Annotated in this window: 22 protein-coding genes and 1 tRNA gene; 9 read left to right on the top strand and 14 right to left on the bottom strand. The window is 48.2% G+C overall.

Going from position 1 to position 23,217, the window contains the following annotated elements; genetic code table 11:
• Window positions 1–9: 9 nt before the first annotated feature.
• The 9 genes from ilvD to ACKRDP_RS01875 are packed head-to-tail and all read right to left on the bottom strand — an operon-like array spanning window position 10 to window position 8,195.
• Entirely contained in the window at window positions 10–1,677 is a 1,668-nt protein-coding gene (gene ilvD / locus ACKRDP_RS01835; RefSeq protein WP_409153046.1) for a dihydroxy-acid dehydratase, read from the bottom strand.
• Window positions 1,655–2,314: a hypothetical protein gene (locus ACKRDP_RS01840; protein ID WP_409153047.1), complete on the bottom strand. Its 660-nt coding sequence runs from the start codon at window positions 2,312–2,314 to the stop codon at window positions 1,655–1,657. Before ACKRDP_RS01840 ends, ilvD begins: the two co-directional genes overlap by 23 nt.
• Complete coding sequence (gene nuoH / locus ACKRDP_RS01845) at window positions 2,314–3,324, bottom strand: NADH-quinone oxidoreductase subunit NuoH (RefSeq protein ID WP_409153048.1); 1,011 nt, start codon at window positions 3,322–3,324, stop codon at window positions 2,314–2,316. Before nuoH ends, ACKRDP_RS01840 begins: the two co-directional genes overlap by 1 nt.
• Window positions 3,324–3,854 (bottom strand): Uma2 family endonuclease, encoded by a 531-nt coding sequence (locus ACKRDP_RS01850; RefSeq protein ID WP_409153049.1) that lies wholly within the window; start codon window positions 3,852–3,854, stop codon window positions 3,324–3,326. The genes nuoH and ACKRDP_RS01850 overlap by 1 nt, the downstream gene beginning before the upstream one ends.
• Window positions 3,851–5,608, bottom strand: coding sequence for an NADH dehydrogenase (quinone) subunit D (gene nuoD, locus ACKRDP_RS01855; protein WP_409153050.1), 1,758 nt, complete (start codon window positions 5,606–5,608; stop codon window positions 3,851–3,853). The genes ACKRDP_RS01850 and nuoD overlap by 4 nt, the downstream gene beginning before the upstream one ends.
• 8 nt (window positions 5,609–5,616) lie before the next feature.
• Window positions 5,617–6,153, bottom strand: a complete 537-nt coding sequence (locus ACKRDP_RS01860; protein WP_409153051.1) for a NuoB/complex I 20 kDa subunit family protein — start codon at window positions 6,151–6,153, stop codon at window positions 5,617–5,619.
• A gap of 17 nt (window positions 6,154–6,170) precedes the next feature.
• Complete coding sequence (locus tag ACKRDP_RS01865) at window positions 6,171–6,557, bottom strand: hypothetical protein (RefSeq protein ID WP_409153052.1); 387 nt, start codon at window positions 6,555–6,557, stop codon at window positions 6,171–6,173.
• Window positions 6,558–6,583: 26 nt separating this feature from the next.
• A complete protein-coding gene (locus tag ACKRDP_RS01870; protein ID WP_409153053.1) occupies window positions 6,584–6,940 on the bottom strand; it encodes an NADH-quinone oxidoreductase subunit A in 357 nt (118 codons plus the stop codon).
• Window positions 6,941–6,992: 52 nt separating this feature from the next.
• The gene (locus ACKRDP_RS01875; RefSeq protein WP_409153054.1) at window positions 6,993–8,195 is read right to left on the bottom strand and encodes a methionine adenosyltransferase; all 1,203 of its coding nucleotides are present in this window, start codon (window positions 8,193–8,195) and stop codon (window positions 6,993–6,995) included.
• Between the two features lie 141 nt (window positions 8,196–8,336).
• Here ACKRDP_RS01875 and ACKRDP_RS01880 point away from each other — a divergent pair, with 141 nt between their 5' ends.
• The 7 genes from ACKRDP_RS01880 (at window position 8,337) to ACKRDP_RS01910 (ending at window position 14,616) form a co-directional block, all read left to right on the top strand.
• On the top strand, window positions 8,337–8,807 hold the full coding sequence (locus ACKRDP_RS01880) for a rhodanese-like domain-containing protein (RefSeq protein ID WP_409153055.1): 471 nt from the start codon (window positions 8,337–8,339) through the stop codon (window positions 8,805–8,807).
• A 51-nt stretch (window positions 8,808–8,858) separates the two neighbouring features.
• A complete protein-coding gene (gene hemN, locus ACKRDP_RS01885; RefSeq protein ID WP_409153056.1) occupies window positions 8,859–10,229 on the top strand; it encodes an oxygen-independent coproporphyrinogen III oxidase in 1,371 nt (456 codons plus the stop codon).
• Entirely contained in the window at window positions 10,226–11,137 is a 912-nt protein-coding gene (locus ACKRDP_RS01890; protein WP_409153057.1) for an ATP-binding cassette domain-containing protein, read from the top strand. Before hemN ends, ACKRDP_RS01890 begins: the two co-directional genes overlap by 4 nt.
• Complete coding sequence (locus tag ACKRDP_RS01895) at window positions 11,106–12,353, top strand: hemolysin family protein (RefSeq protein ID WP_409153058.1); 1,248 nt, start codon at window positions 11,106–11,108, stop codon at window positions 12,351–12,353. Before ACKRDP_RS01890 ends, ACKRDP_RS01895 begins: the two co-directional genes overlap by 32 nt.
• Window positions 12,350–13,459, top strand: coding sequence for an RNA polymerase factor sigma-54 (locus ACKRDP_RS01900; protein ID WP_409153059.1), 1,110 nt, complete (start codon window positions 12,350–12,352; stop codon window positions 13,457–13,459). Before ACKRDP_RS01895 ends, ACKRDP_RS01900 begins: the two co-directional genes overlap by 4 nt.
• Entirely contained in the window at window positions 13,456–14,520 is a 1,065-nt protein-coding gene (locus tag ACKRDP_RS01905) for a M24 family metallopeptidase (RefSeq protein WP_409153060.1), read from the top strand. The genes ACKRDP_RS01900 and ACKRDP_RS01905 overlap by 4 nt, the downstream gene beginning before the upstream one ends.
• A gap of 22 nt (window positions 14,521–14,542) precedes the next feature.
• A tRNA-Met gene (locus ACKRDP_RS01910) sits at window positions 14,543–14,616 on the top strand.
• A 1-nt stretch (window position 14,617) separates the two neighbouring features.
• Here the strand turns inward: ACKRDP_RS01910 and ACKRDP_RS01915 are convergent.
• The 5 genes from ACKRDP_RS01915 to ACKRDP_RS01935 are packed head-to-tail and all read right to left on the bottom strand — an operon-like array spanning window position 14,618 to window position 19,577.
• The gene (locus ACKRDP_RS01915; RefSeq protein ID WP_409153061.1) at window positions 14,618–15,241 is read right to left on the bottom strand and encodes a 3'-5' exonuclease; all 624 of its coding nucleotides are present in this window, start codon (window positions 15,239–15,241) and stop codon (window positions 14,618–14,620) included.
• Window positions 15,238–17,091, bottom strand: coding sequence for a putative nucleotidyltransferase substrate binding domain-containing protein (locus ACKRDP_RS01920; protein ID WP_409153062.1), 1,854 nt, complete (start codon window positions 17,089–17,091; stop codon window positions 15,238–15,240). The genes ACKRDP_RS01915 and ACKRDP_RS01920 overlap by 4 nt, the downstream gene beginning before the upstream one ends.
• Window positions 17,091–17,321, bottom strand: a complete 231-nt coding sequence (locus ACKRDP_RS01925; RefSeq protein WP_409153063.1) for a YggT family protein — start codon at window positions 17,319–17,321, stop codon at window positions 17,091–17,093. The genes ACKRDP_RS01920 and ACKRDP_RS01925 overlap by 1 nt, the downstream gene beginning before the upstream one ends.
• Window positions 17,318–19,318 (bottom strand): sodium:solute symporter family protein, encoded by a 2,001-nt coding sequence (locus tag ACKRDP_RS01930; RefSeq protein WP_409153064.1) that lies wholly within the window; start codon window positions 19,316–19,318, stop codon window positions 17,318–17,320. The genes ACKRDP_RS01925 and ACKRDP_RS01930 overlap by 4 nt, the downstream gene beginning before the upstream one ends.
• 1 nt (window position 19,319) lies before the next feature.
• Window positions 19,320–19,577, bottom strand: coding sequence for a DUF4212 domain-containing protein (locus tag ACKRDP_RS01935; RefSeq protein ID WP_409153065.1), 258 nt, complete (start codon window positions 19,575–19,577; stop codon window positions 19,320–19,322).
• Window positions 19,578–19,815: 238 nt separating this feature from the next.
• On the opposite strand from ACKRDP_RS01935, the gene acs reads away from it, so the two are divergent.
• Complete coding sequence (gene acs / locus ACKRDP_RS01940; protein WP_409153066.1) at window positions 19,816–21,708, top strand: acetate--CoA ligase; 1,893 nt, start codon at window positions 19,816–19,818, stop codon at window positions 21,706–21,708.
• 117 nt (window positions 21,709–21,825) lie between these two features.
• Window positions 21,826–23,193, top strand: coding sequence for a phosphomethylpyrimidine synthase ThiC (thiC, locus tag ACKRDP_RS01945; protein WP_409153067.1), 1,368 nt, complete (start codon window positions 21,826–21,828; stop codon window positions 23,191–23,193).
• Window positions 23,194–23,217: the final 24 nt, after the last annotated feature.

Consider the following 23,217-nt stretch of genomic DNA (forward strand, 5'->3'; position numbering starts at 1 on the left):
TAAATTATATCATGCCTCCAGCACCGCACCTCTTGATGCAGAGGCCACGAACCTTACATACCTCCTCAGCCATGGGCTTCTTATATCCTTCTGCTTTGGAATAAAGTTTTCCATCCTTCTTCTGAACTCCTCCTCCGGTATGAGAAGCTCAAGCCTCCTGCCAGGAATGTCTACGAGTATTTCGTCTCCATCCTGCACTATGCCTATGGGTCCCCCTGCGGCCGCCTCTGGGGCTATGTGTCCTACGCAGGCACCCCTCGTGCCCCCAGAGAACCTTCCGTCTGTGATGAGAGCCACCTTATCTCCCAGACCCATACCCATTATGGCAGAGGTAGGCGAGAGCATCTCCCTCATACCCGGACCGCCCTTTGGTCCCTCATAGCGTATTACCACCACATGCCCGGACTTTACCTTCCCTCCAAGAATACCCTCTATGGCCTCCTCTTCTGAATCAAAGCATATGGCCTTTCCTCTGAAGACAAGCATTCTGGGGTCCACACCTGCGGTCTTTACCACAGAGCCTTCTGGTGCAAGGTTTCCAAAGAGTATGGCTATGCCTCCTTCTTTAGAATATGGCTCTTCTACTCTTCTTATGACCTCTCCATCCGCATCTGGGGCTTCTTCTGCGATTTCTCTGAGGGTTTTCAGGCTGACTGTTAGTCTGTCTGGATGAGGCAGGTATCCGCCCTTTATAAGTTCTTTTACTATGGCAGGCATGCCACCTACGTTGTCAAGGTCCTGTATGTGGTAGTGGGAAGCGGGGGAAATCTTGCATATGTTGGGCGTTCTTTTTGATATGTCATTTATCCTGGCAAGGTCGTATTCCACACCTGCCTCACGGGCTATGGCAAGGAGATGAAGAATCGTGTTGGAAGAACCTCCCATGGCAATGTCTACCGCAAAGGCATTGTCAAAGGTTTCCTGTGTGAGAATGTCTCTGGGTCTTATGTTTCTTCTTATAAGCTCCATTATCTGCCTTGCTGCCCTGCGGGCAAGGAGCTCTCTTCTGGGGTCCACTGCAGGTATAGTGCCGTTGCCCGGCAGACCAAGACCAAGCACCTCGGTGATACAGTTCATGGAGTTGGCAGTAAACATACCAGAACAACTCCCACAGGTGGGGCAGGCATGCTCTTCTATGACCTTTAGCTCTCTTTCTGTGATTTTCCCAGCCTGAAGCTGACCTATTCCTTCAAAGACACTTATGAGGTCCACCTTTCTGCCGTTTACCTCCCCCGCAAGCATTGGACCACCGCTTATAAAAATCGTGGGAATGTTTAGCCTTGCGGTAGCCATGAGCATACCGGGCACTATCTTGTCGCAGTTGGGTATGCATATGAGGGCGTCCAGCTGGTGGGCTTCCACCACCGTCTCTATGGAGTCTGCAATGAGCTCCCTTGAGGGCAGGGAGTAATGCATGCCATAGTGCCCCATGGCTATGCCGTCATCCACGCCGATGACGTTGAACTCTATGGGAACACCGCCAGCCTTTCGCACCTCGTCCTTTATGGGCTGAACAAACTCCCTGAGATGCACATGTCCGGGGATTATGTCTATGTATGAGTTGGCAATGCCTATGAGGGGCTTGTCAAAATCCTCATCTTTTAGCCCGCAGGCTCTCAGTAATGCCCTGTGTGGAGACCTCTCTATGCCCTTCTTAACTCTGTCGCTCCTGAGCATTTTGCACCTCCTCAAAGTTCAGTATGTCCATGTATTCCCACTCTCTGTAAGCCATGGCGTATATGCCGGCCTTAGACAGTAGCTTTACAAAATCCTCGTTTAAGTTCAAACTTCCCATGATTAGGGTCAGCCTTTTGTCTGCATACTCTGGAAAGTATTGTAAAAACCTTCTTGCCTTTTCTTTGAACTCCTCTATGTGCTTCTCCCTTGGCGTGGACTTGACCTCAAGGAGAAAGACCCTGTCCTGACAGACCGCTATGGCGTCAAACTCCTCGTATATACCCCTTTTCCTGTCTGTGTATTCAAGCCTGAGGGCTGTCTTTTCTGGTTCACAATTGAAGTATTTTCTTATCACTGGCCTGAGTGCAGGAAACACAATATCCTCAACCACAGTCCCCAGCTTGTTGGCTATCTCACCCCAGCGTTTGTTATTTTCTCTTCTGTTTTCTTCTATCCTGCGGTCTGTCTCTGCCCTGTATTCGGCGATCTTGCGATCCGTGTCAGCTCTATATTCTTCTATCTTTCTATCAGTATCTGCAGAATATCTCATGACCCACTTTTTAAAGTCAGCCATTTCCTCTATAAACCACTCAAACTTTCTCTCCAGCCTGTCTACCCTCTCTTCAACCCTTTCCATTACTGTAGAATATAGGCAAGGACTGCAGTGAATACTACGTTAACTATGGATATGGGTAGCATTATCTTCCAACCTATTTCGGTAATATCCTTTGCCTGAAACCTGGGAAGCGTCCAGTGAAGCCAGAGAACAAAGAAAACAAGGGCAAACATCTTTATAAGAAACCACAGATAGGGAGAGAGAGGACCGAATATGTGCGGACCAGACCATCCCCCAAAGAAGAGCACCACCGCAATGGCAGAAAGAGCCATCACATTGAGATACCACTCAGCCAGAGGAAAGACCCCAAACCTCATACCTCCATACTCCACGTTATAGCCAGTAACCAGCTCTGCCTCAGCCTCCTGAATGTCAAAAGGCACCCTTCCAGACTCTGCCAGCATACAGAAAAGGTAGAGTATGAAAGCAACAGGCTGATACACTATAAACCACACACCCCTCTCTATCTGTGCCTGAACGATGCCCGTGGTGCTCATAGTGCCCGCAAGCAGAATAACCCCAAGCACCGAAAAGCCAAGCACCACCTCGTAAGAGATTATGACCGCCGCCTTCCTGAGAGAGCCTATAAAGGCATACTTGGAGTTAGAAGCCCATCCGGAAAATATGGTGCCATACACCGCCAGAGAGCCAAAGGCAAAGACCAGAAGTAGAGCGATGTTTACGTCCGCAATTATGGGCTTTATCTCGTAGCCAAAGAGCGTAAAGCCCGGACCAAAGGGTATTACAGAAAACAAGAGAATGGCGGGAGCCACTGCCATAACTACCGCAAGGTAGTAAACCACCTTGTCCGCATTCTGGGGAATAATAGACTCCTTTGTAAGGAGCTTTATTCCGTCCGCCAGAGGCTGGAGCAGTCCAAAGGGACCCACCAGCTTTGGACCCATCCTTGCCTGAATGTGCCCCGCCAGCTTCCTCTCAAACCATGTGAGATAGGCACCTATACCAAGGAATACACCAAGGACTACGAGGATTTTAACAAGAGTTATCACAATAGAAAGCCAGAGCTCCATCACATGCCCTCCACTATTTGAGAAACTTTCCATCTCACTCCCCCAAAGAACTCCACCTCCTCCTCAAAAGTGTAAACTGCAATCCTTCTTTCCTCATCCACCACCAGCACAAGCCTTTTGAGAAGGTCCACAAACACTATCCTGCCTACCCCAAAGCTCATGTAGTCTCTCAACTTTTCTTCAAAGTATTCCATTGAGGTCTCCTCTGCGATAACTTCCACCACAAGGTCAGGTGGCTCGTGCAGAAGCCCTCTGGGAATCTCTCTGAGCCTTTCCTTTGAGTAAAAGGCTATATCAGATGCCCTGAGTGTAAGAGGCTCTCTGTTTATCACAAGTCCCACCTCCCCAGAAAGCACATAGCCCCTGCCTCTCAACTTTTCTCTGAGCACTGCACTTATCTCCGCCACCGCATACCCATGCCATCCACCTGCTGGGGACATCTCTACGAGCCTCCCTTCTACAACTTCATACCTGCCCTCCTTAGGCAGTAGAGGTATATCCTCGTAGGTTAGCAATTCCTTTACAGTCATCTGTCCGTTTCTCCCACCACTGGGTCAAGGCTTCCAAGAAGGGCTATGGCGTCAGCAATCGTGCCGTCCTGTATGAGCTTTGGGAAGATGGAAAGATTATAAAGAGCCCCTGACCTTATTCTGAGCCTATAAGGTTTGGAGCCACCGACCGAATATATGTAAAAGCCCAGCTCGCCTCTGGGGTTTTCTCCGCTGGCGTAGACTTCCCCTGGGGGTGCGGACTCCCCGTGAACCACTATGCGGAAGTTCTTTACCATATCCTCAAGGTCCATGAAAACATCTTCCTTTGGTGCCATCACTGCAGGATGTTCCTTGTTTACATAAGGTGCGGACTTCGGCATTTTTTCCAGCCTTGCTACACACTGCTCTATGATTCTGAGGCTCTGCACCATCTCCTCCATACGCACCAGATAGCGGTCGTAAACATCTCCTACCTCTCCAACGGGGATGTCAAAGTCCACCTCGTCGTAAGCTGCATAGGGCTCAAGTTTTCTCATGTCGTAAGGCACTCCAGAGCCTCTGGCAACGGGTCCAGTAAGGCCGTAGTTGAAAACATCCTCCCTGCTGATAACTCCTATATCCTTTGTCCTTCTGAGCCATATGCGGTTTCTGGTAAGGAGGTTGTGGTATTCTTTGAGCCTGTTGGGAAAGTCCTTTACAAAGGCCTTTACCACGTCAAGAGTGCCTTCCGCAAGGTCGTAATGCACTCCTCCAATTCTTAAAAAGGCAGAGGTGAGCCTGAAGCCTGCGTTGCCCTCTATGATGTCCATTATCTTTTCCCTTTCTCTAAAGGCATACAGAAACACAGTAAGAGCCCCAAGGTCAAGGGCACCCGTGCCAAGCCACAGAAGGTGGGAGTTTATCCTCTGAAGCTCTGCAAACATGGTCCTTATGTATCTTGCCTTTTCTGGCACTTCCACCCCAAGGAGCTTTTCAACTGCGGTCACGTAAGATAGCTCGTTGCATATGGCGGATATGTAGTCCATACGGTCTGTGTAAGGCAGGAACTGGAAGTAGTAAACATTCTCTGCAATCTTTTCCATGCCCCTGTGAAGTTGTCCCAGTATAACATCTGACTGAACAACCCTCTCCCCATCAAGGTCAAAGAGAAACCATATGGTGCCGTGAGTTCCCGGGTGGAGTGGTCCCCAGTTGAGCACAAGCTGAGCCTTTTTCTGAAGCCTTGATTTTTCAGTCCTTTCCAGGTCTTCAAGGGTTGCAACCCTCGTGTGCATAAGCTCATAGTCATGACTGGGTGGGTCAGTCCTGCCAGCATAGAGCTCCGTCAACGATGGAAGCTCAACCTCTGGAATACCCTCCATTGGGAAATCTTTTCTGAGGGGATAATATGGATAGCCTTCCCACATGAACATCCTTCTGAGATTCTCATGCCCCTCGTAGACTACGCCAAACATGTCGTAGGCTTCCCTCTCTGCCCACCTTGCACAGGGCCAGAGCCTTTCAAGAGAGGGAAGTTTTCCCTCCTTTGCCCATGTCTTTACTATTACCCTTTCGTTGGTGTCCGGGTTGTAAAGTATGTATATGCCCTGAAATCTTTCTCTTCTATCGGGGAAGTCTATACATGTGTGGTCTATAAAGAGCCTGTAGCCCTCTTTTTCTCTCAAGTGTCTTAGCAGTTCTAAAAGTCTTTCCTGCCGGACATGCAGGTTTGTGGTGTGCTTTGTAAACTCCAGCTCCACATCCTTGAACTCAAACTTGACTCTGTCTGCAGCAGCTCTGTTCATCCAGGGCATGTTTCACCTCATACGGTTATTTCTCTTGGAATGAGTCCCTGACGCTCTATATCTTTCTTAAACTCCTCTAAGGCCCTGTCGTATTTTTTAACACCCTTTTCCTTTATTTTTTTCTGAAGCTGGAGTATGCCATACAGAAGTCCCTGAGGGTGTGGTGGGCAACCGGGAATGTATACGTCAACGGGTATTATCCTATCCATGCCCTGAAGGGTTGAGTAGGTAGGGAAAGGACCACCCGCCGAGGCACAACCTCCCATGGTAATGCACCACTTGGGGTCTGGCATCTGTTCCCATAGAAGCTTGAGCATGGGAGCGACCTTGTTGACCACCGTGCCTGCCACTATGAGAAGGTCTGCCTGTCTGGGAGAGGCCCTGAAGATAACCCCCAGCCTGTCAAGGTCAAACCTTGATGCTGCAGCGTGCATCATCTCTATAGCACAACAGGCAAGCCCTATGGTAAGCGGCCACAGAGCGTTACGCCTGCCCCAGCTCAAAAGCTCATCCACAGTGGTAAGCACAAAGCCGTTAGAATTGAGCATAGCCATGGTAAAACCTCCTTACCTTAAAAGTTTAAAACTATTTCTAAGATAATTCCCAGTGCATCCCTGTTAAAGACCGCCACCAGTAATGTCAGAATTATGAGCCACACCCTGATGAGCTTAAACTCCTCAGTAAACTTTGCCTGCAGCACCTTGACCTCCGCCCTTACTTTCTCTACCTCGGCCATAACCCCTGCGATTTCTGCCCTTACTTCTGCGATGTCCGCCTTCGTTACGAGTTCTTTGGTCAGTTCATCTCTCAACTCAGCCTTCAAGATAGGCTTTTGTTCATAGGCTCTTCTCTCTATGGCGGTGAGCGTCTCTTCAATAACTCTGCCAATCTTCTCCGCCTTCTCCTTTCCCAGTTCCTCTTCAAGAGTTTTGTAAACTTCATAGGGCGGGACTGCCATGGCTTCTTAAATTATATGCCCTGCTTTCAGAACTGCCACTTGAAGGCTCCCTTTCTCCATTCGTAGGCAAGACCAAGTGTGAGGATAAAGATAAAAAGGAGAGCTCCCACAAGTCCATAAAGTCCAACCTCTTCAAAGACAACTACCCATGGAAAGAGAAATGCCACTTCAATGTCAAAGAGTATTAGGGATATACCCAGAAGGTAGTAGCCCTGCTTGAAGACGCCCCTCGCCTCGGGGTCATACAGAGGCACACCGCATTCGTAAGGATAGTCCTCCATCTTTTCCTTAGTCTTTGGACCCAGAAGGTCATTGAGGAAGCTAAAGGCAAGGCCAACAAATACTGCGATCAGGAAAAAGAGAAGAATACCTAAGTATTCCATGGCTTTAATTCTACCACCTTTGCTACATAATTTCAAAAGTTTATGAGCTATCTCAGGCTACCGGATATAGCCCCTCTACAAAGCCCTTCCATACATCGGGCATCCTTTCCAGCTCCTCCTGTGCTATCTTCTTCACCAGCGGCTCCAGCATGCTCAGGTCTTTCTTGCTCCTTACGCTCACATCCAGCACTTGAGGCTCGTTTATGGGCTTTCCTATCTGTGAAACTATGTAGCAGTATGATTCTTCAACCTCCTCTATCTCCTTTACCACCCTCTGGGCTATGAGGTTTGCCACCCTGTTGTATATCTTTCCTATGTGGGATATGGGGTTTTTGCCTGCTGCTGCTTCGAGGCTCATGGGTCTGTAGGGAGTTATGAGACCGTTCACCCTGTTGCCACGACCCACCTGACCATCATCCCCCTGTTCTGCAGATGTGCCTGTAACGGTAATGTATACGGAGCTATTCTCCCTGCTGTCTGCAGTGTTTATAAAAACTTCAACTTCTTTACCCACGGCTTCCTCCACCCTTTTCTTGACCTTTCTGTGCACTTCTTCTTTCTTCTGAAAGTAATCCTCTATATCCTTTATATACTTTCCTACAAAGGCAAGGGCTATGGTGAGTCTGAACTTGTTCCTTATGCGCACGCCCATAACCTTTATGTCTTCCCCTATTTCTGGATGTTCCCTTTTGATTTCTTCAGAGTTGAGAAACCTCTCTGCCTCAAAGACTGCCTTCTCGAGGCTGTCAAGGGGTGCATAGCCTACACCAAAGGATGTGTCGTTTGCCAGAGGCACCTCACCCCTTTTCTGAAACCTTTCAAAGAGCTCCACCAGGTCCTTGCTTCCAGGCTTTATCTTGGTATGGATTACCACATGCCTTTCCACATCAAGGTTCTTTATATTTTCACTCAGCCACTTTTTTGCACTCTCAACCGCAAGCTCGTGGGCATCAAGCCTTTTGCTGTCCTTTTCCAGTATGGCTCTTCCCACAAGGTATATTTCTATGGGCTCTATAACCTCACCACCGCCAAACTCCGCCTTCGCCACTCCACCCACGAGAAGAGCCTTGTCCACGTTGTGATGCATGACAGCACCGTATTCCTTCATATACCACAGACAGAGCTCTCTTGAGAGATTCTCTGCAAGGTAGTCGCATATGGTATCAGGGTGTCCGGTGCCCTTACGCTCCACTATTTCTGCATCAAGCTCATAAACGGGTTTAAAAGTCATGGGTGTTATCACTATGTTTGCCACCTGTTACCTCCTTGGGAAGTTCTGAATAGAGAAAGTATAACACAGACCTTTACTGCAGTCTTCTTGCGGTATAGTCTTGACAGACTATTAGAATATGCTTATAATTGAATATATGATAAAAATCATCAAAGGAGGTGAATCATGAAAAAGGCGGTGCTTGCCCTTGCAATTGGTGCTCTCACATTTGGTGGAACGGTATTTTCCTACGACAAGGAGCTTGCCAGACGCTTTAACGGTATGTTTTCTCAGATGACTCCAGAAGTTATAAAGCAGAGACCCTGCCAGATAACCACACAGCAACTCCTCCAGATGATACAGAAAGGTGAAGACTTTGTGATTCTTGACGTGAGGACGCCTGCGGAGATGGCGGTCGTTGGTCCAACTTGGAAAAATACCCTCTACATACCAATGCATGAACTCTTCAAGGAAGAGAACCTCAACAGGCTTCCAAAAGACAAAAAGATAGTGGTGGTGTGCCACACCGGAGACAGGGCTGCAGCGGTTGTTACCGCTCTGAGAGCCCTTGGCTTTGACAAAGCCTTTCAGTTCAGAGGCGGCATGACAGAGCTTGCAAAGGAAGTGGGAAGAGCGGCTACTGAATACGTGAAGTAATCTCCTCTGGGGGCTACGCCCCCTTCTGAAAACAGACTATATTTATCTTCTATGAAAACCATCTTTAACGAAGCTCTCATAAGGAAGTATGACAGACCCGGTCCAAGATACACAAGCTATCCACCTGCCACCGAATTTCACGAGGGAGTCACTGAAGAAGACTACAGGAGAATGCTCCTGCAAAGCAATCTTTCTAAAAGACCTCTGTCCCTCTACTTTCACATACCCTTCTGTGAAAGCGCCTGCTGGTTCTGTGGATGCAACGTGATAATATCCCACAGAAAGGATGTGACCAGAAGGTATCTGGATTATCTCTACAGAGAAATGGACATGCTTAAGGGTTATCTTGACTCCTCAAGGCCGGTAGTTCAGCTTCACTGGGGCGGAGGGACTCCAAACTTTCTGAGCAACGAAGAGATAAGGGAGTTTTTTGGAAAGATAAGGGAAGTTTTTAACATATCTGTAGATGCAGAAATAAGCGTGGAAATAGACCCCAGATACCTCTCCCATGGTCAGCTGGAGACTCTGAGAGATGTAGGATTTAACCGCATAAGCATGGGCCTTCAGGACCTTGACCCTGATGTTCAGAAAGCCATAAACCGCATACAGCCTTACGAACTCATGGAAAGGGTAATGAGAGACCTCAGAAGCCTTGGCTTCAAGAGCATCAACATAGACCTCATATACGGGCTTCCCTATCAGACCCCAGAAAAGTTCAGAAAAACCATAGAACAGACCATAGCCCTTGACCCTGACAGGGTTGCAGTCTTTAACTTTGCCTACGTGCCATGGCTCAAGCCTCTTCAGAGGAAAATTGACCCATCAACCCTCCCCCCACCGGAGGACAAGCTCACCATACTGGAGATGACCATAGATATGTTTCAGAGGGCGGGCTATGTCTTCATAGGTATGGACCACTTTGCCAAGCCAGAGGACGAGCTTGCTCAGGCTCAGAGAGAAGGAAGCCTCTGGAGAAACTTTCAGGGCTATACCACAAAAAAGGGTGTGGACCTTATAGGCATAGGTGCCACCTCTATAGGCATGCTTCACGAGGGTTATTTCCAGAATTACAAGACCATAAGGGAATACTACCTTGCCCTTGATGCTGAAAAACTTCCCATCATGAGGGGCTGCCTTCTCACTCAGGAGGATATGATAAGGCGTGAGGTTATAATGGACCTTATGTGCAACTTCCAGTGCAGTTTTGAAAGGATAGAGTCCATCTTTGGCATAGACTTTGAACAGCACTTCTCCTCAGAGCTTGAGGAGCTGCAGGACATGGAGAGAGATGGTCTTCTAAAGGTAGAAGACAGAAATATAAAAGTTCTGCCAGAGGGCAGACTTCTCATAAGGAACATAGCCATGGTCTTTGACCAGTATGTGAAGGCAAAGAAGGAGCAGAGATTTTCAAGAACCATATGAGGGGTGAGCTTCTTAGCGTAGAGAGAGTTTCAAAAGCCTTTACCACTGGCCTTTTTTCCAGGAGGTCTGTATGGGCTGTGAGAGAGGTGAGCTTCTATGTGAAGGCAGGGGAGATATTTTCCCTTGTGGGAGAATCTGGTTCTGGCAAGAGCACCATAGGTAAGATAATCCTAAGGTTGGAAAAGCCAAGCTCTGGAAGAGTCCTCTTTGAAGGTCAGGACCCCTTTAGTATGGGTAAGAAATACACAAGGTTTGTATCCGTGGTATTTCAGGACCCGAGAAGCTCTCTTAACCCACGCATGAAGGTCAGAGACATTGTAGAAGAACCTCTGCTGGTGCATGGCGAAAGGGACAGAAAGGAAAGGGTCCTGGAGGCTCTGAGGATGGCAGGGCTTGAGGAGGGTTTTATGAATAGAAAGCCTGAGGAGCTCTCCGGGGGTCAGAGGCAGAGGGTTGCCATAGCAAGGGCAATAGTCCTCAAACCCAGATTAATTGTTGCAGATGAGCCCACTTCATCCCTTGATATGAGCTACAGGGCAGGCATACTGGAGCTCTTCCTCAGGCTAAGAGAAGAAGGGATAAGCACACTGCTCATAACCCACGACATAAGGGCAGTTGAGGCAGTATCCGACAGGGTTGGTGTTCTTTACAAGGGAAAGCTGATGGAGGTTGGTCCCTCAAGAGAAGTTCTCAAAGCTCCTCTACACCCCTATACGCAATACCTTATAAGCACCATGCCTGTTAGACATCCCTCTGAGAGAAGGGAGAAAACTGAGGACCTTTCCTCTGATGATTTTGAAGCACTGTGCCCTTTCTTTCCTCAGTGCAGGCACAGGTTAAAGGAGTGTGAGGATGGGGTCAAGGAGGTAAGCCTGAATGGACGCATCGTCTCCTGCAATCTATACTGAAATTCTCATATTCCTGTCTTTGCTCTTAATGTCAGGTTTTTTCAGCTCTTCCGAGGTTGTTTTCTTTGGGGCAAACAGATACCTGCTCAAATTGAGGGAAAGGAGGAGAATATACAGGGCTCTTCTCAGGCTGCTTTCAAAGCCCAGAGAAGTCCTGCTTACCATACTGCTGGGGAACGAGCTTGTGAACATACTTATCTCTTCTTACGGGACAAAGCTCTTTGTGGATTTCATGGGTCCCAAGGGTGCAGGATTTGCCGTTGTCTTTTCGAGCCTGCTCATATTCGTGTTTGGTGAGGTGATTCCAAAAAACACAGTTCTTCCCTTCACCACAAGGCTCGCACCCTTCTATTACATACCCTTTGTTTTAATCCACGGACTGATGCGGCCAGTTCGTATGGCTTTTACAGGACCAGTGAGCAGGCTTACGGGGCTTTTTGATGTGGAAGAGAAAAGCAAGGAGGCAGGGGAGATTTTTATGGAAATACTTGAAACTGGGGTTTCCCTTGGCTATTTTGATAAAAAGGACGTGGAAACAGTGGAAAGAGCGATGAGCCTCAAAGACACTACAGTAAAAGAAATAATGACGCCCAAACCAGATATATTCATGCTGCCTGAAGAAGTTACCCTGGAGGAGGTTCTTGATGAAATAATTCAGAAAAAACACAGCAAAATACCCCTTTTCTCAAAGAGCCCTGATAATATGGTGGGAATACTATACATTAAAGACATAGTGCCCCTGTCTAAAAATCTTAAGAGGCCTCTCGGGGATTTTAAAAGGGATGCTCTCTTTGTGCCGGAGATACTCAGCATAACAGACCTGATAAAAGAGATGAGAAGTCAGGGAACGCAGACCGCCCTGGTGGTGGGAGAGCACGGAGAAATCTCCGGTCTTGTGAGCGTCTACGATATCATGAAATACCTTTTTGGTGATGTGCCAGAGAGCTGGGAGGAAGACATAGTCAGGGTTTCAAAGGATACTTACATAGTAAGCGGTTGGGTTGATGTGGAGACAGCTGCGAGAAGGATAGGCTTTAGCCTTCCAGAAGATTACGAATACGATACAATAGGTGGTTTTGTGATGGCAAGGCTTTCAAAGGTGCCTGAGGAAGGAGACCAGTTCTTTCACGATGGTTTCAAGTTTGTTGTGGATAAAATGGAGGGCAACAGGATACTGAGCCTTTTTATTACGGCAAAGGCGGAGGAAAAATCGTGAAGGAAAAGGCTATCAGGGTCATAACCCAGCCAAAGACAAGCCTGCTTCTGAAGATAGAAAACAGCCTTGACCTGCTTTTAAAGACGTCAGAGGAGCTTCTGCAGGAGCTGGAGTTAAAGCAGGAAGAGTTGCCCCACATAAAGCTCACCCTCAGAACAAAGCCAAGATGGTTCTACAGGGAATACACGGAGCCCCAGCCCACTCTTACCCAGAGTGAAATAAGCAGGGTTGAGCAGCAGGTCCGATACGAGTTTGACGGCACTGACCTTGAGATAGCCCTTGAGATACTGTCTGGTTTGAACCACAAGGGCTTTTTCTCCGGAAAGATTGAGGAAATAGCCGGGTTCTATGGCGTGAGCCCTGATTATGTGGAGGATATAAGAGAGTTCATCATGAGAGAAATAGAGCCTCTGGGAGTTGCCAGCAAGAATCTTGAGGAGTTTATTCTGTTGCAGCTTGAAGAGCTGTATCCTGGCGAAGACAGTCTTCACAGGGAAGTTATACAGGTTTTCAGGGGAGGGAGCAAAGATACAAGAGCAAGGGAGGTGCTGTCCAGGCTGAAACTGAGTCCCTTTGAGGGTGGTGAGGCTGTATACAGAGGTGGTAGCGTAGATGTAGTATTTGAGCATGATGGAAGCCAGTGGTATGTTTTCCTTATGGAGGATTTCTGGGACGTGGAGGCAACGGGGAGCCTGAAGCCTTTGGCCTTTATACTGGAGGTTAGAAGAAGGGTGCTTCGCACAGCAGGCGAGCTTATTCTGGAAAGGCAGGCAGGCTTCATGCTGGGTAAGGAGCCACTAAAAAGTCTTACCCTGAGCGAGGTGGCCGGCAAGGCAGAGGTGAGCCTGTCAACGGTGAGCAGGGTTGTAAGCAGAAAATATGCAAGAACACCCGTGGGCATATTTCCCTTAAGGTCCTTTTTCCTCAGGGAAACGAAGGAAGGTCTGAGCAGGGAAGAGATACTCAGGGCACTCAAAGAAATTCTGCAGTCTGAAAAAAGCCATCTTTCTGATGAAGAATTGTCAAAAATCCTCAGAGAGCGGGGCATAAAGATAGCAAGAAGGACAGTAAACAAATACAGAAGAATGCTTGAGGGAAAAGCATGAAGAGAATACAGAGGGTTCAGGAGCTCCTCAAAAAATACAGGCTTGACGCCTTTCTCTTTAGCTCACAGCCCAGCGTCTTTTATCTGTCTGGCTTCAGGTCCAGCCACGCCTACATAATAGTCACGAGAGACTCCCACCATCTTCTTACTGATGGAAGATACTATGAAAAGGCCAGGTCTGCTCTGAAGGGCTGGGATGTGGTGCTCATAAGAGAAAATGCCATAAAAGTCATAAAGGGCTTTCTGAAAAAGCTTGGTGTCTTCAGAGTTGGCTATGAAGAGGACAGGGTAAGCTGTGAATTCAGAAAGAGCCTGAAGGGTAGCTTTGCATGGGTTGGAATCGCCAGCTTTCTGAAAGATTTGAGGATGATAAAGGATGAGGAGGAGCTGAGCACCATGAGAGAGGGTGTGAGGATAAGCGACAGGGTTTATAAAAGGCTTCTTGAGAATATACAGGAAGGCATGACTGAGCTTGAGCTCAGGTCTTATCTTGTGGAGCAGTTTTTCAGGGAAGGTGCCAGTGGTGAAAGCTTTCCTGCCATAGTAGCGAGCGGAGAAGGCTCAGCCATACCTCACTATGAGACATCTCAGAGGTCTATAAAATACGGTGAACCTCTTCTGATAGATATGGGCCTCGTGTGGAAAGGCTATTGCACTGATTTTACCAGAACTGTTTTCCTGGGAAAGGCAAACAGTGAATTCAGAAGAGTTTATCAGATCGTGCGAGATGCTCACCTTTTTGCCCTTGATAAAGTAAGGGTAGGGAAGAAGCTGGGTGAGGTTGATAGAGTCGCAAGAGAATACATAAGAAAGAAGGGTTTTGGTAAGTTTTTCAACCATTCGCTTGGTCATGGTGTGGGTGTAGAAATACATGAGTTTCCCAGAGTTTACTATAAAGGCAAGGATAAGGATGTAACAATAAAAGAAGGTATGGTATTCACCATAGAGCCAGGTATATACCTTCCCGGAAGATTTGGAGTCAGACTTGAAAACATAGTGGTAGTCAACAGAGGTGTGGGAGAACCCCTTTCAAAAATCTCCCTTGACTTAGTGGAATTGTAAAGTTATAATTATACATCTGCTACGCGGGGTGGAGCAGCTTGGTAGCTCGTCGGGCTCATAACCCGAAGGTCGGAGGTTCAAATCCTCCCCCCGCAAGTTAAAACTGTCTTAGGGGAAAGTCTTTAAGTCTTTTGTCCCTTTTCTCCTTGAGGAGTCTGAGCAGGACAAGGGCTGTCATGTAGGCATCTTCAAGGGCATTGTGCTGGGTTGATAGGGGCAATCTGTATTCTCTGAGGAGCTCCTCAAGGCTCGGCACCTTGCCTCTGTGTTCCACCATGTCCAGCAGGTCAAGGGCATAGACTTTCAGGGAGGCTTTGCATTCTTCTCTGACCAGCTTTTTGAGCATGGCCATATCAATATTTACAAAGTACCCCGCCAGGACACAGCCTCTGGCATATTCCAGAAATTCCATACACACTTCTCTCCTTTCCCTTGCCTTGCTCAGGCTATCCGGCGTTATGCCATGCACCCTTATTGAGTCCTCATATTCCCTTGTGGGTTTCAAAAGGGCATAAAAGCTCCTGCTCAGGTCAATTTTGAGATTCTCTATCTTCACAGCACCAAGGCTTATTGCCTCATCCTTTCTCAGGTCAAGACCAGTGGTTTCTGTATCAAAAACCGCAAAACATGTGTTTTCAGGCTTAGCCTCTTTGTCTATATGCCAGCCCAGCTCTTCTCGCCTTATTTTTTCTGAGAGTCCATCTATGAGCCACCTAATCATTCAAAATACCTCAGGCTGTATCTTTCGTACAGGAACTCCTGAAATTCCTTTATTATTCTGAATACATCCTTCAGAGTTCCTTTTTCGGCCTTTGAAAGTCTGTCTGGATTTATGTAGTTGTCCGGGTCTTTACCTTCCTTCATCTTCTGTGCCTGAGACCTGAACCTGAGGGCAAGCAAGAACCTGTAGGCTTCTTTTAGGTCTTTTGCATAGTCCTCTGAGATTGCTCCTGCCTTACTCAGCTCTTCTATGCGTTCAAAGGTGTTCTGCTGAGCTATTCCCTTTTCAAGGGCAAGGGCTCTAACTCCCTGAGTTATGGGGAATATGCCACCCTTTTTTATGTCTATTTCTCCCCTGTGTTCACCACTTCTTTCCACCACAAAGTCCCTGAAAAAGCCTATAGGTGGCTTGAACCTTACCGCATCCACGGCAAGAAAGGGAATAAAGCCCGGGTTTTTCTCTATGCTCTTTCTTACATGCTCCCAGAGCTTCTGAACCAGTGTCTGGTCTCCAAAGACGTTCCTGAAGTCAAAGAAAATGGCTATGTTAAGTATGTTTTCTGGCTTTGGTTTTTCAATCCAGTCTGACACAGCCTGTTCCCACTCCTTTGAAGACCTTCTCCAGAAGGGGTTTGAGACCATAACGTTGCCAGGACAGGGAGGAAAACCTATTTCAAGAAGCACCTTTATGTATTCCTTTGAAAATCTTTCAAAGTATACCTTTGGCTCAAAGTCAAGAAGAGGATAATCCTGGTAAATGAGGGCGTTATCCTGGTCTGTCTTGAGGCTTTGCTCTCTTCTTCCTTCACTTCCCAGAACCATTATGCTGAAGGGCACCACAGGCTCTTCACCCAGTCTGCTCAGGGCTACATAAACTGCCCTTTTCATAAAGCGGTCGTTTATCTCCGATATGTATTCCCCCAGTCTTTCAGGGTCAGTGCCATGAAATACAAGCTCCAGCACCTGTTCCTTTACGAGACCATAAAGGTATCTGAGGTCTTCTACCGTCTTTGCCTTGTCTATCTCCTTTATCAGAAGAACTGCGTTCTTGCTTTCGTAGGCTATTATGTCCCTGTCTTCAAGAAGCCCTACAGGCTTGTTTTCTCTCGTTATGAGCAGCTTCCTTATGCCGTGCCTTGCCATAAGCACCATAGCATCATAAAGGGTTTTGTTGCTCTCTAAAGAAATCACAGGAAAGGTGGCCACATCCCTGAGTTTTACCTCCTCAGGTCTTAGTCCCTTAGCCAGAACCCTTTTGAGCACATCCCTTTCGGTCAGAATACCAAAAGCCTCAGGCAGCCTTACCAGGACACAGGTGCTGTCCCTCGCAACCATTTCCTTTACCGCATCTTCAACGGTCAGGGAGCCATCAAGCACCAGCAGTGGTCTGAGATTTATATCCTCAAGTCGCACCTCCATGTGCCTCTCTACGGTGGAAGTAGCCTTTTTTGAACTGGTCAGTAGTCTTTTTGCCAGCTTCTGAGTAAAGTATTCTCTGAAACCTTCATGGTCCCCCATGAGAGAGTTGAAGAGTTTTCTATTCAGCAAGAATACCACGCTGTCTTCTACAGCCTTTGCAGTAGAACTTGGCGGTGATTTGCTCATAAGTGATATGTAGCCAAAGGTTTCCCCCTCATGCAGGTATTCCACTGGCTGTCCTTCTCTTTCAAGAAGCACGCTGCCGCTCCTTAGTATGTGGAGAAATTCAAGAGGTTTTGAGCCCTCCTCAAAGATAACTTCACCCTTTCTAAAATACTCTACCAGCAGGTTGTGGGCAACGGTTCTTATTTGCTTTTCACTCAGAAGATTAAAGGGTTCTACCTCTGACAGAAATCTCTCCGCATCCAGCATCAGAATAATTTTACGACCGCATACCTGAGAATAAATAGAGTCAGAACTATCGCAAGCGTATGACAGCAAGGCAGAAACCTTCTGTATAGCCTATAGGCTGGCTCGGTAGGAAGGTATAGCATGTTGTAGAAAAAGTTTTTTCTGTCAGTGGTAAAGAAGGAAAGGGCGGCCCGCCCCAGGACGAGCCACATGTAAAAGGCAAGGCTGTAATTTAGAAAGCTCTCTATCATTCCTCAGCGCCAGCCTTGACCGCACCCTTTGGATAGCGTATGCTGTCCACAAACTCCTGAAGTTTTTGGGGTGGCGGTGGCGTGAGCCTTGAAACCACAAGGGCAACAAGGAAGTTAAGGGGCATGCCAAAGATACCCGAGGCTATGGGCTTTATGCCATAAATCTCAAAGCCCTTGAACCTGCTAAGATAAAGATAGATTATGGTCACTATAAGACCCACAATCATGCCAGCTATGGCCCCCTGCTTGTTCATTCTTTTGTCCCATATGCCGAGCACGAGGGCGGGGAATAGGGATGCGGCCGCAAGGGAGAAAGCCCATGCCACAAGCTCAACGATTATAGCAAGCCTGAAGCTGGCCACATAGGCACCTATTAGAGCTACCACGAGAAGAAGAGCTTTCCCTATTTTGACCCTCGTGGAGGGTGAAAGGTTGGGGTTTATCATCTTGTAATAAAGGTCGTGGGATATGGCGTTGGAGATGGTGATAAGCAGTCCGTCGGCGGTGGACAGGGCTGCCGCAAGACCACCCGCTGCCACAAAGCCCGCTATCACATAGGGAAGTCCGGCTATCTCGGGAGTGGCGAGCACCACCATGTCTGGGTGTATGGAAATCTCCGCAAACTGAACGATACCATCACCGTTTAGGTCCTTTATGGTTATAAGGTTTACCTTTGCCCATTTCTGCACCCAGTCGGGAAGCTCGCTGAAGGCTTTGCCCACAAGGTTCAGTATCTCATACCTTCCAAAGGCTGCATAGGCAGGTGCGGTTATATAGAGAAGAAGTATGAAAAAGAGCGCCCATCCTGCAGATGTTCTCGCCTCCCTCACGGTGGGTGTAGTGTAGAACCTCATTATGACGTGGGGAAGTCCTGCGGTTCCAAGCATGAGCATAAGGGTGAGTGCGAGGAAGTTTGCCATGCCCTTGGCGTCAGAGGGGGGTGCCACATAGGATTTGGGAGGCTTGGAGGCTTCCTGAGCCTTTTTCATGGCATCGGTCCACTTTTCCTTTGCTTCCTCTGGGGACTTGGGGTATTCTTTGAGCTGTTTCTCTACTTCAGCCCTCTTGGGGTCATCCGCCGGCATGGCTTTCAGCTTTTCCTCAAGCTCCTTTTTACCCTGCTCCCAGCTCTGAGGCAGTGCCGCTATCTTTGCCTTTAGGTCTTCTGCCCTCTTTTTGTGTATATCCCTTACTTCCTGCTCTTTTGGGTCATCCTTGAGCTGTGCAAACCTCTGCTCTATGCCCTGAAGGGCAAAGCCGTAAGAGACCTGAGATATGGGATTGCCCGTGTATTTGTAAGAGAGCACTGTAACGGGTATAAGGTATGCGATTATGAGCACTATATACTGAGCAACCTGCGTCCAGGTTACCGCCTTCATACCTCCCAGGAAAGAACATACCAGTATGCCCGCAAGACCCACAAAGACGCCTACTTCAAAGGGAAGTCCAAGAAGCCTGCTGGCTATTATACCCACGCCCGTTATCTGAGCCACAAGGTATGTAAAGGACACTATTAGGGTTGCCACTATCCCTACAAACCTTGGAAACTTCCCACCATATCTGGCATCAAGAAAGTCTGGTATGGTGTAGGCACCGAACTTTCTCAAATAAGGTGCGATGAGAACCCCGAGGAGCACATAACCACCCGTCCATCCCATTATGAAGGCAAGTCCGTTATAACCCTGAAGGGCAAGAGCACCGGCCATGCCTATAAAGGATGCTGCGGACATCCAGTCGGCCGCCGTTGCCATTCCGTTAAAGATCGCAGGAACCCTCCTTCCTGCTACGTAGTATTCGGCCACCTGTCCCGTTCTTGATATGATTCCGATGGCCGCATAGACCGCTATGGTTCCAAAAAGGAACACATAACCTATGAAGGTAGGAGAAAGTCCAAGGGTCTTTTCTCCTATGTAGAGGAGAATAAGGAGAGCTATAAGACCGCCCGTATAAATGGCGTAGACTTTTCTCAACCTCTCTGCAAAGCTCCTGTCCACCATCTTACTCCTCCTCTACTCCGTATTTTCTGTCCACCTTATCCATGCTTTTTGCATAAAAAATGATAAGAAGAAGAAAAACGATGAGTGCACCCTGAGAACCCATGTAATAGCCCAGTGGAAAGCCAAAGATAACCACCTTGTTGAGCCAGCCCGATATCAGGGCAGCACCGTAAGAGACAAGAGCCCATATGAGGAGAACCAGAATCATAAGGTTTCGATTCTCCCGCCAGTAGCTTTCCAGCTGCTCTTTTGACAGCATGGTTTTACCTCCTTCCAAAAGTTTGTGATTTATTTTACAAGTTTTTTATTTTGTGTCAAGAGTATGGTGTTTTTAGCATATATTTATGTCTCTTTTTCAAAAACATATGATAAAAGTCGTAAGATTTTGACCGGATTGATAAATAATTTAAACTACAAGTGCAGGTTTTAAATCCATGTTTTCCGTAATACAATCTGGGTTATACTTTTTTAAACAAATCAGCCGAGGAGGTTTTAACATGGAAGTAAGAGAAGAGGTTCACCTGAAGGTAGAGGAGAAATACAGCCCACCAGCCCATGTGGTTGAGAAGGCATGGGTAAAAGACTACGAAGGCCTCTATCAGGAATCTATCAGGGACAGGGAAGGCTTCTGGGCAAAGATGGCTGAAGAACTCCACTGGTTCAAAAAGTGGGACAGGGTCCTTGAGTGGAACTACCCCTATGCCAAGTGGTTCGTAGGCGGGAAGACCAACATAACCTACAACTGTCTTGACAGACATGTGCAGAATGGAAAGAGAAACAAGGTGGCATACATCTTCGTGGACGAGGACGGCAGAGAAAAGAAGATTACATACGGTGAACTCCTTGAGCTTGTGAACCGCATAGCGAATGGTCTAAAGTCTCTTGGGGTTAAAAAGGGAGACAGGGTCTCCATCTACATGCCCAACACCATAGAGGCCATAGCCTGCATGCTTGCCTGCGCCAGAATTGGGGCCATACACAGTGTGGTCTTTGCTGGCTTCAGTGAGGGGGCTCTCAGGCTCAGGATTGAGGATGCCAAGGCAAAGGTGGTCCTGACCGCAAGCTACACGAAAAGAAGAGGCAAAAAGATAGACCTCTTTGCCACCGTCCAGAGGGCAATAGACGGTCTTGGGTTCGTGGACAGGGTTGTAGTGTGGGACAGGGATGGAGATGTGCTTAACGGCTCTGGTGGTCTCTTTGTCAGCTTTGATGAGCTTGTCAAAAACGGCGCACCCGATTGTGAGCCCGTGCAGATGGACGCAGAGGACCCCCTCTTTATTCTCTACACCTCTGGAACTACAGGAAAGCCCAAGGGTGTCCTTCACACAACGGGTGGCTACATGGTGGGAACCTACTTCACCACCAAGATTACCTTTGACCTTCATTACGATGACATTTACTGGTGCACTGCAGACATAGGCTGGATAACAGGACACAGCTACATAGTCTACGGTCCTCTTGCATGCGGAGCTACGTCTGTTATTACAGAGGGTGCACCCGACTACCCTGACCCGGGAAGGTGGTGGAGCTATGTGGAAAAATACAGAGTGAACATCTTCTACACGGCTCCCACCGCCATAAGGATGTTTATGAGATACGGAGAGCAGTGGCCGGCAAAGTATGACCTTTCCTCTCTGAGAATTCTTGGCTCTGTGGGAGAACCCATAAACCCAGAGGCGTGGCACTGGTATTACAAGCACATAGGCAGGGAAAACTGTGCCATAGTGGACACCTGGTGGCAGACCGAGACTGGAATGCACATGATAACCACCATACCCTCATATCCTGCAAAGCCCGGAAAGGCTGGAAAGCCCTACTTTGGCATAGAAGTGGCCGTGGTGGACAGCCAGGGTAATGAGCTCCCTCCGAACACAGTCGGAAACCTTGTAATAAAGACCCCATGGCCCTCCATGCTGAGAACCTGCTGGGGAGAGCCAGAGAGGTATGAGAAATACTGGAACACCATACCCGGCTACTATCTGGCAGGAGACCTTGCCACTTATGATGAAGAGGGTTATGTGATGATACTGGGTCGTGCGGATGATGTTCTCAACGTGGCGGGACACAGGATAGGAACTATGGAAGTAGAAAGTGCCCTCGTGGACCACCCCTCTGTGGCAGAGGCTGCAGTAATAGGAAAGCCGCATGAGATAAAGGGTGAGTCCATAAAGGCCTTTGTCATTCTGAAAAAGGGCGTGGAGCCTTCAGACCACCTAAAAGAGGAAATAAAACAGCACGTGAGGCAGATTCTGGGCGCCATAGCAGTTCCTGACGAGATAGAGTTTGTGGAAAAGCTGCCAAAGACGAGGAGCGGGAAAATCATGAGGAGGGTTCTCAAGGCTCAGGAACTCGGGCTTCCAGTGGGGGACGTCTCAACGCTGGAGGACTGAAAACTGGGGGCTTTGCCCCCTTCCATCCAAAAACAACCCTGACCCTGCAAAATCTCATATTGAAATAGTCCTTTTCTGGAATATCTTTTTAACACCAATCTTATAAGGAGGTATCTCATGCTCAGAGCGGAGTGGATAGAGAGCAGAAAAAGCTATAAGAATAAAACCCAGATGCACCTTGCCCGTCAGGGCATCATAACAGAAGAAATGCGTTATGTGGCAAAGAGAGAAGGGCTTCATCCTGAGTTTGTCCGTCAGGAGGTTGCCAGGGGCAGGATGATAATACCTGCCAACATAAACCACCTTCACCTTGAGCCCATGTGTATTGGTATAAATTCAAAGGTAAAGGTAAACGCCAACATAGGCAACTCCGGGCTTGCCAGCGACATACCCACAGAGATTGAAAAGGCAAAGGTTGCCATAAAATACGGTGCAGACACCATAATGGACCTCTCCACCGGTGAAGCCATAAGGGAAACAAGGGAGGCCATAATAGGTGTAAGCACCGTTCCGGTAGGAACTGTCCCCATATACGAAGCCCTGAGAAGGGCAAAGGGCAATGTGAAGAACATGACGGTGGACCTCATACTGGACGTTATAGAAGAACAGGCTCAGCAAGGAGTCTCCTACATGACCATACACGCAGGGGTGCTGAGGGAGTTTCTGCCCCTCGTTCAGCACAGGGTTATGGGCATAGTCTCTCGCGGTGGTGCCATTATGGCCCAGTGGATGGTGGAGCACGGAAAGCAGAACCCCCTCTACGAGCACTTTGACAAAATATGTGAGATATTCAAGAAATACGATGTGAGCTTCTCACTGGGAGATGGTCTCAGACCAGGTGCCATTGCAGATGCCAGCGACGAGGCTCAGCTTTCTGAGCTTAAAGTCCTCGGGGAGCTCACCGAAAGAGCGTGGAGACACGATGTGCAGGTTATGGTGGAAGGTCCAGGACATGTGCCCATGGACCAAATAGAGTTCAACATGAAGATTCAGCAGAAAGTCTGCCACGAGGCACCCTTTTATGTGCTGGGGCCTCTGGTGATAGACGTGGCACCAGGATACGACCACATTGCGTCAGCGATAGGCGCCGCCATGGCAGGCTGGTATGGCGCAGCCATGCTCTGCTACGTGACTCCCAAAGAGCACCTTGGGCTTCCAAACCTTGAGGATGTGAAACAAGGGGTCATAGCCTACAAGATTGCCGCTCATGCCGCAGACGTTGCCAAAAACTGGCCCGGTGCAAGGGAGTGGGACCTTGAGATGTCAAAGGCTCGCTTTGCCTTTGACTGGAACAGGCAGTTTGAGCTCGCCCTTGACCCAGATACCGCAAGAGCCTACCACGACGAGACCCTTCCTCAGGAGGGCTACAAGACTGCCAAGTTCTGCTCCATGTGCGGACCAGAGTTCTGCGCCTACAAGATATCCCAGAACGTCTCCTCCAAGATGGAAGAAGCTCTGCAGCTTGAAAACTGGCTCGCTCCATAAAATCCCTGGGGGCTTTGCCCCCTC

The organism is Pampinifervens navoyensis, assembly GCF_046159715.1.
GTDB lineage: Bacteria > Aquificota > Aquificia > Aquificales > Aquificaceae > Pampinifervens.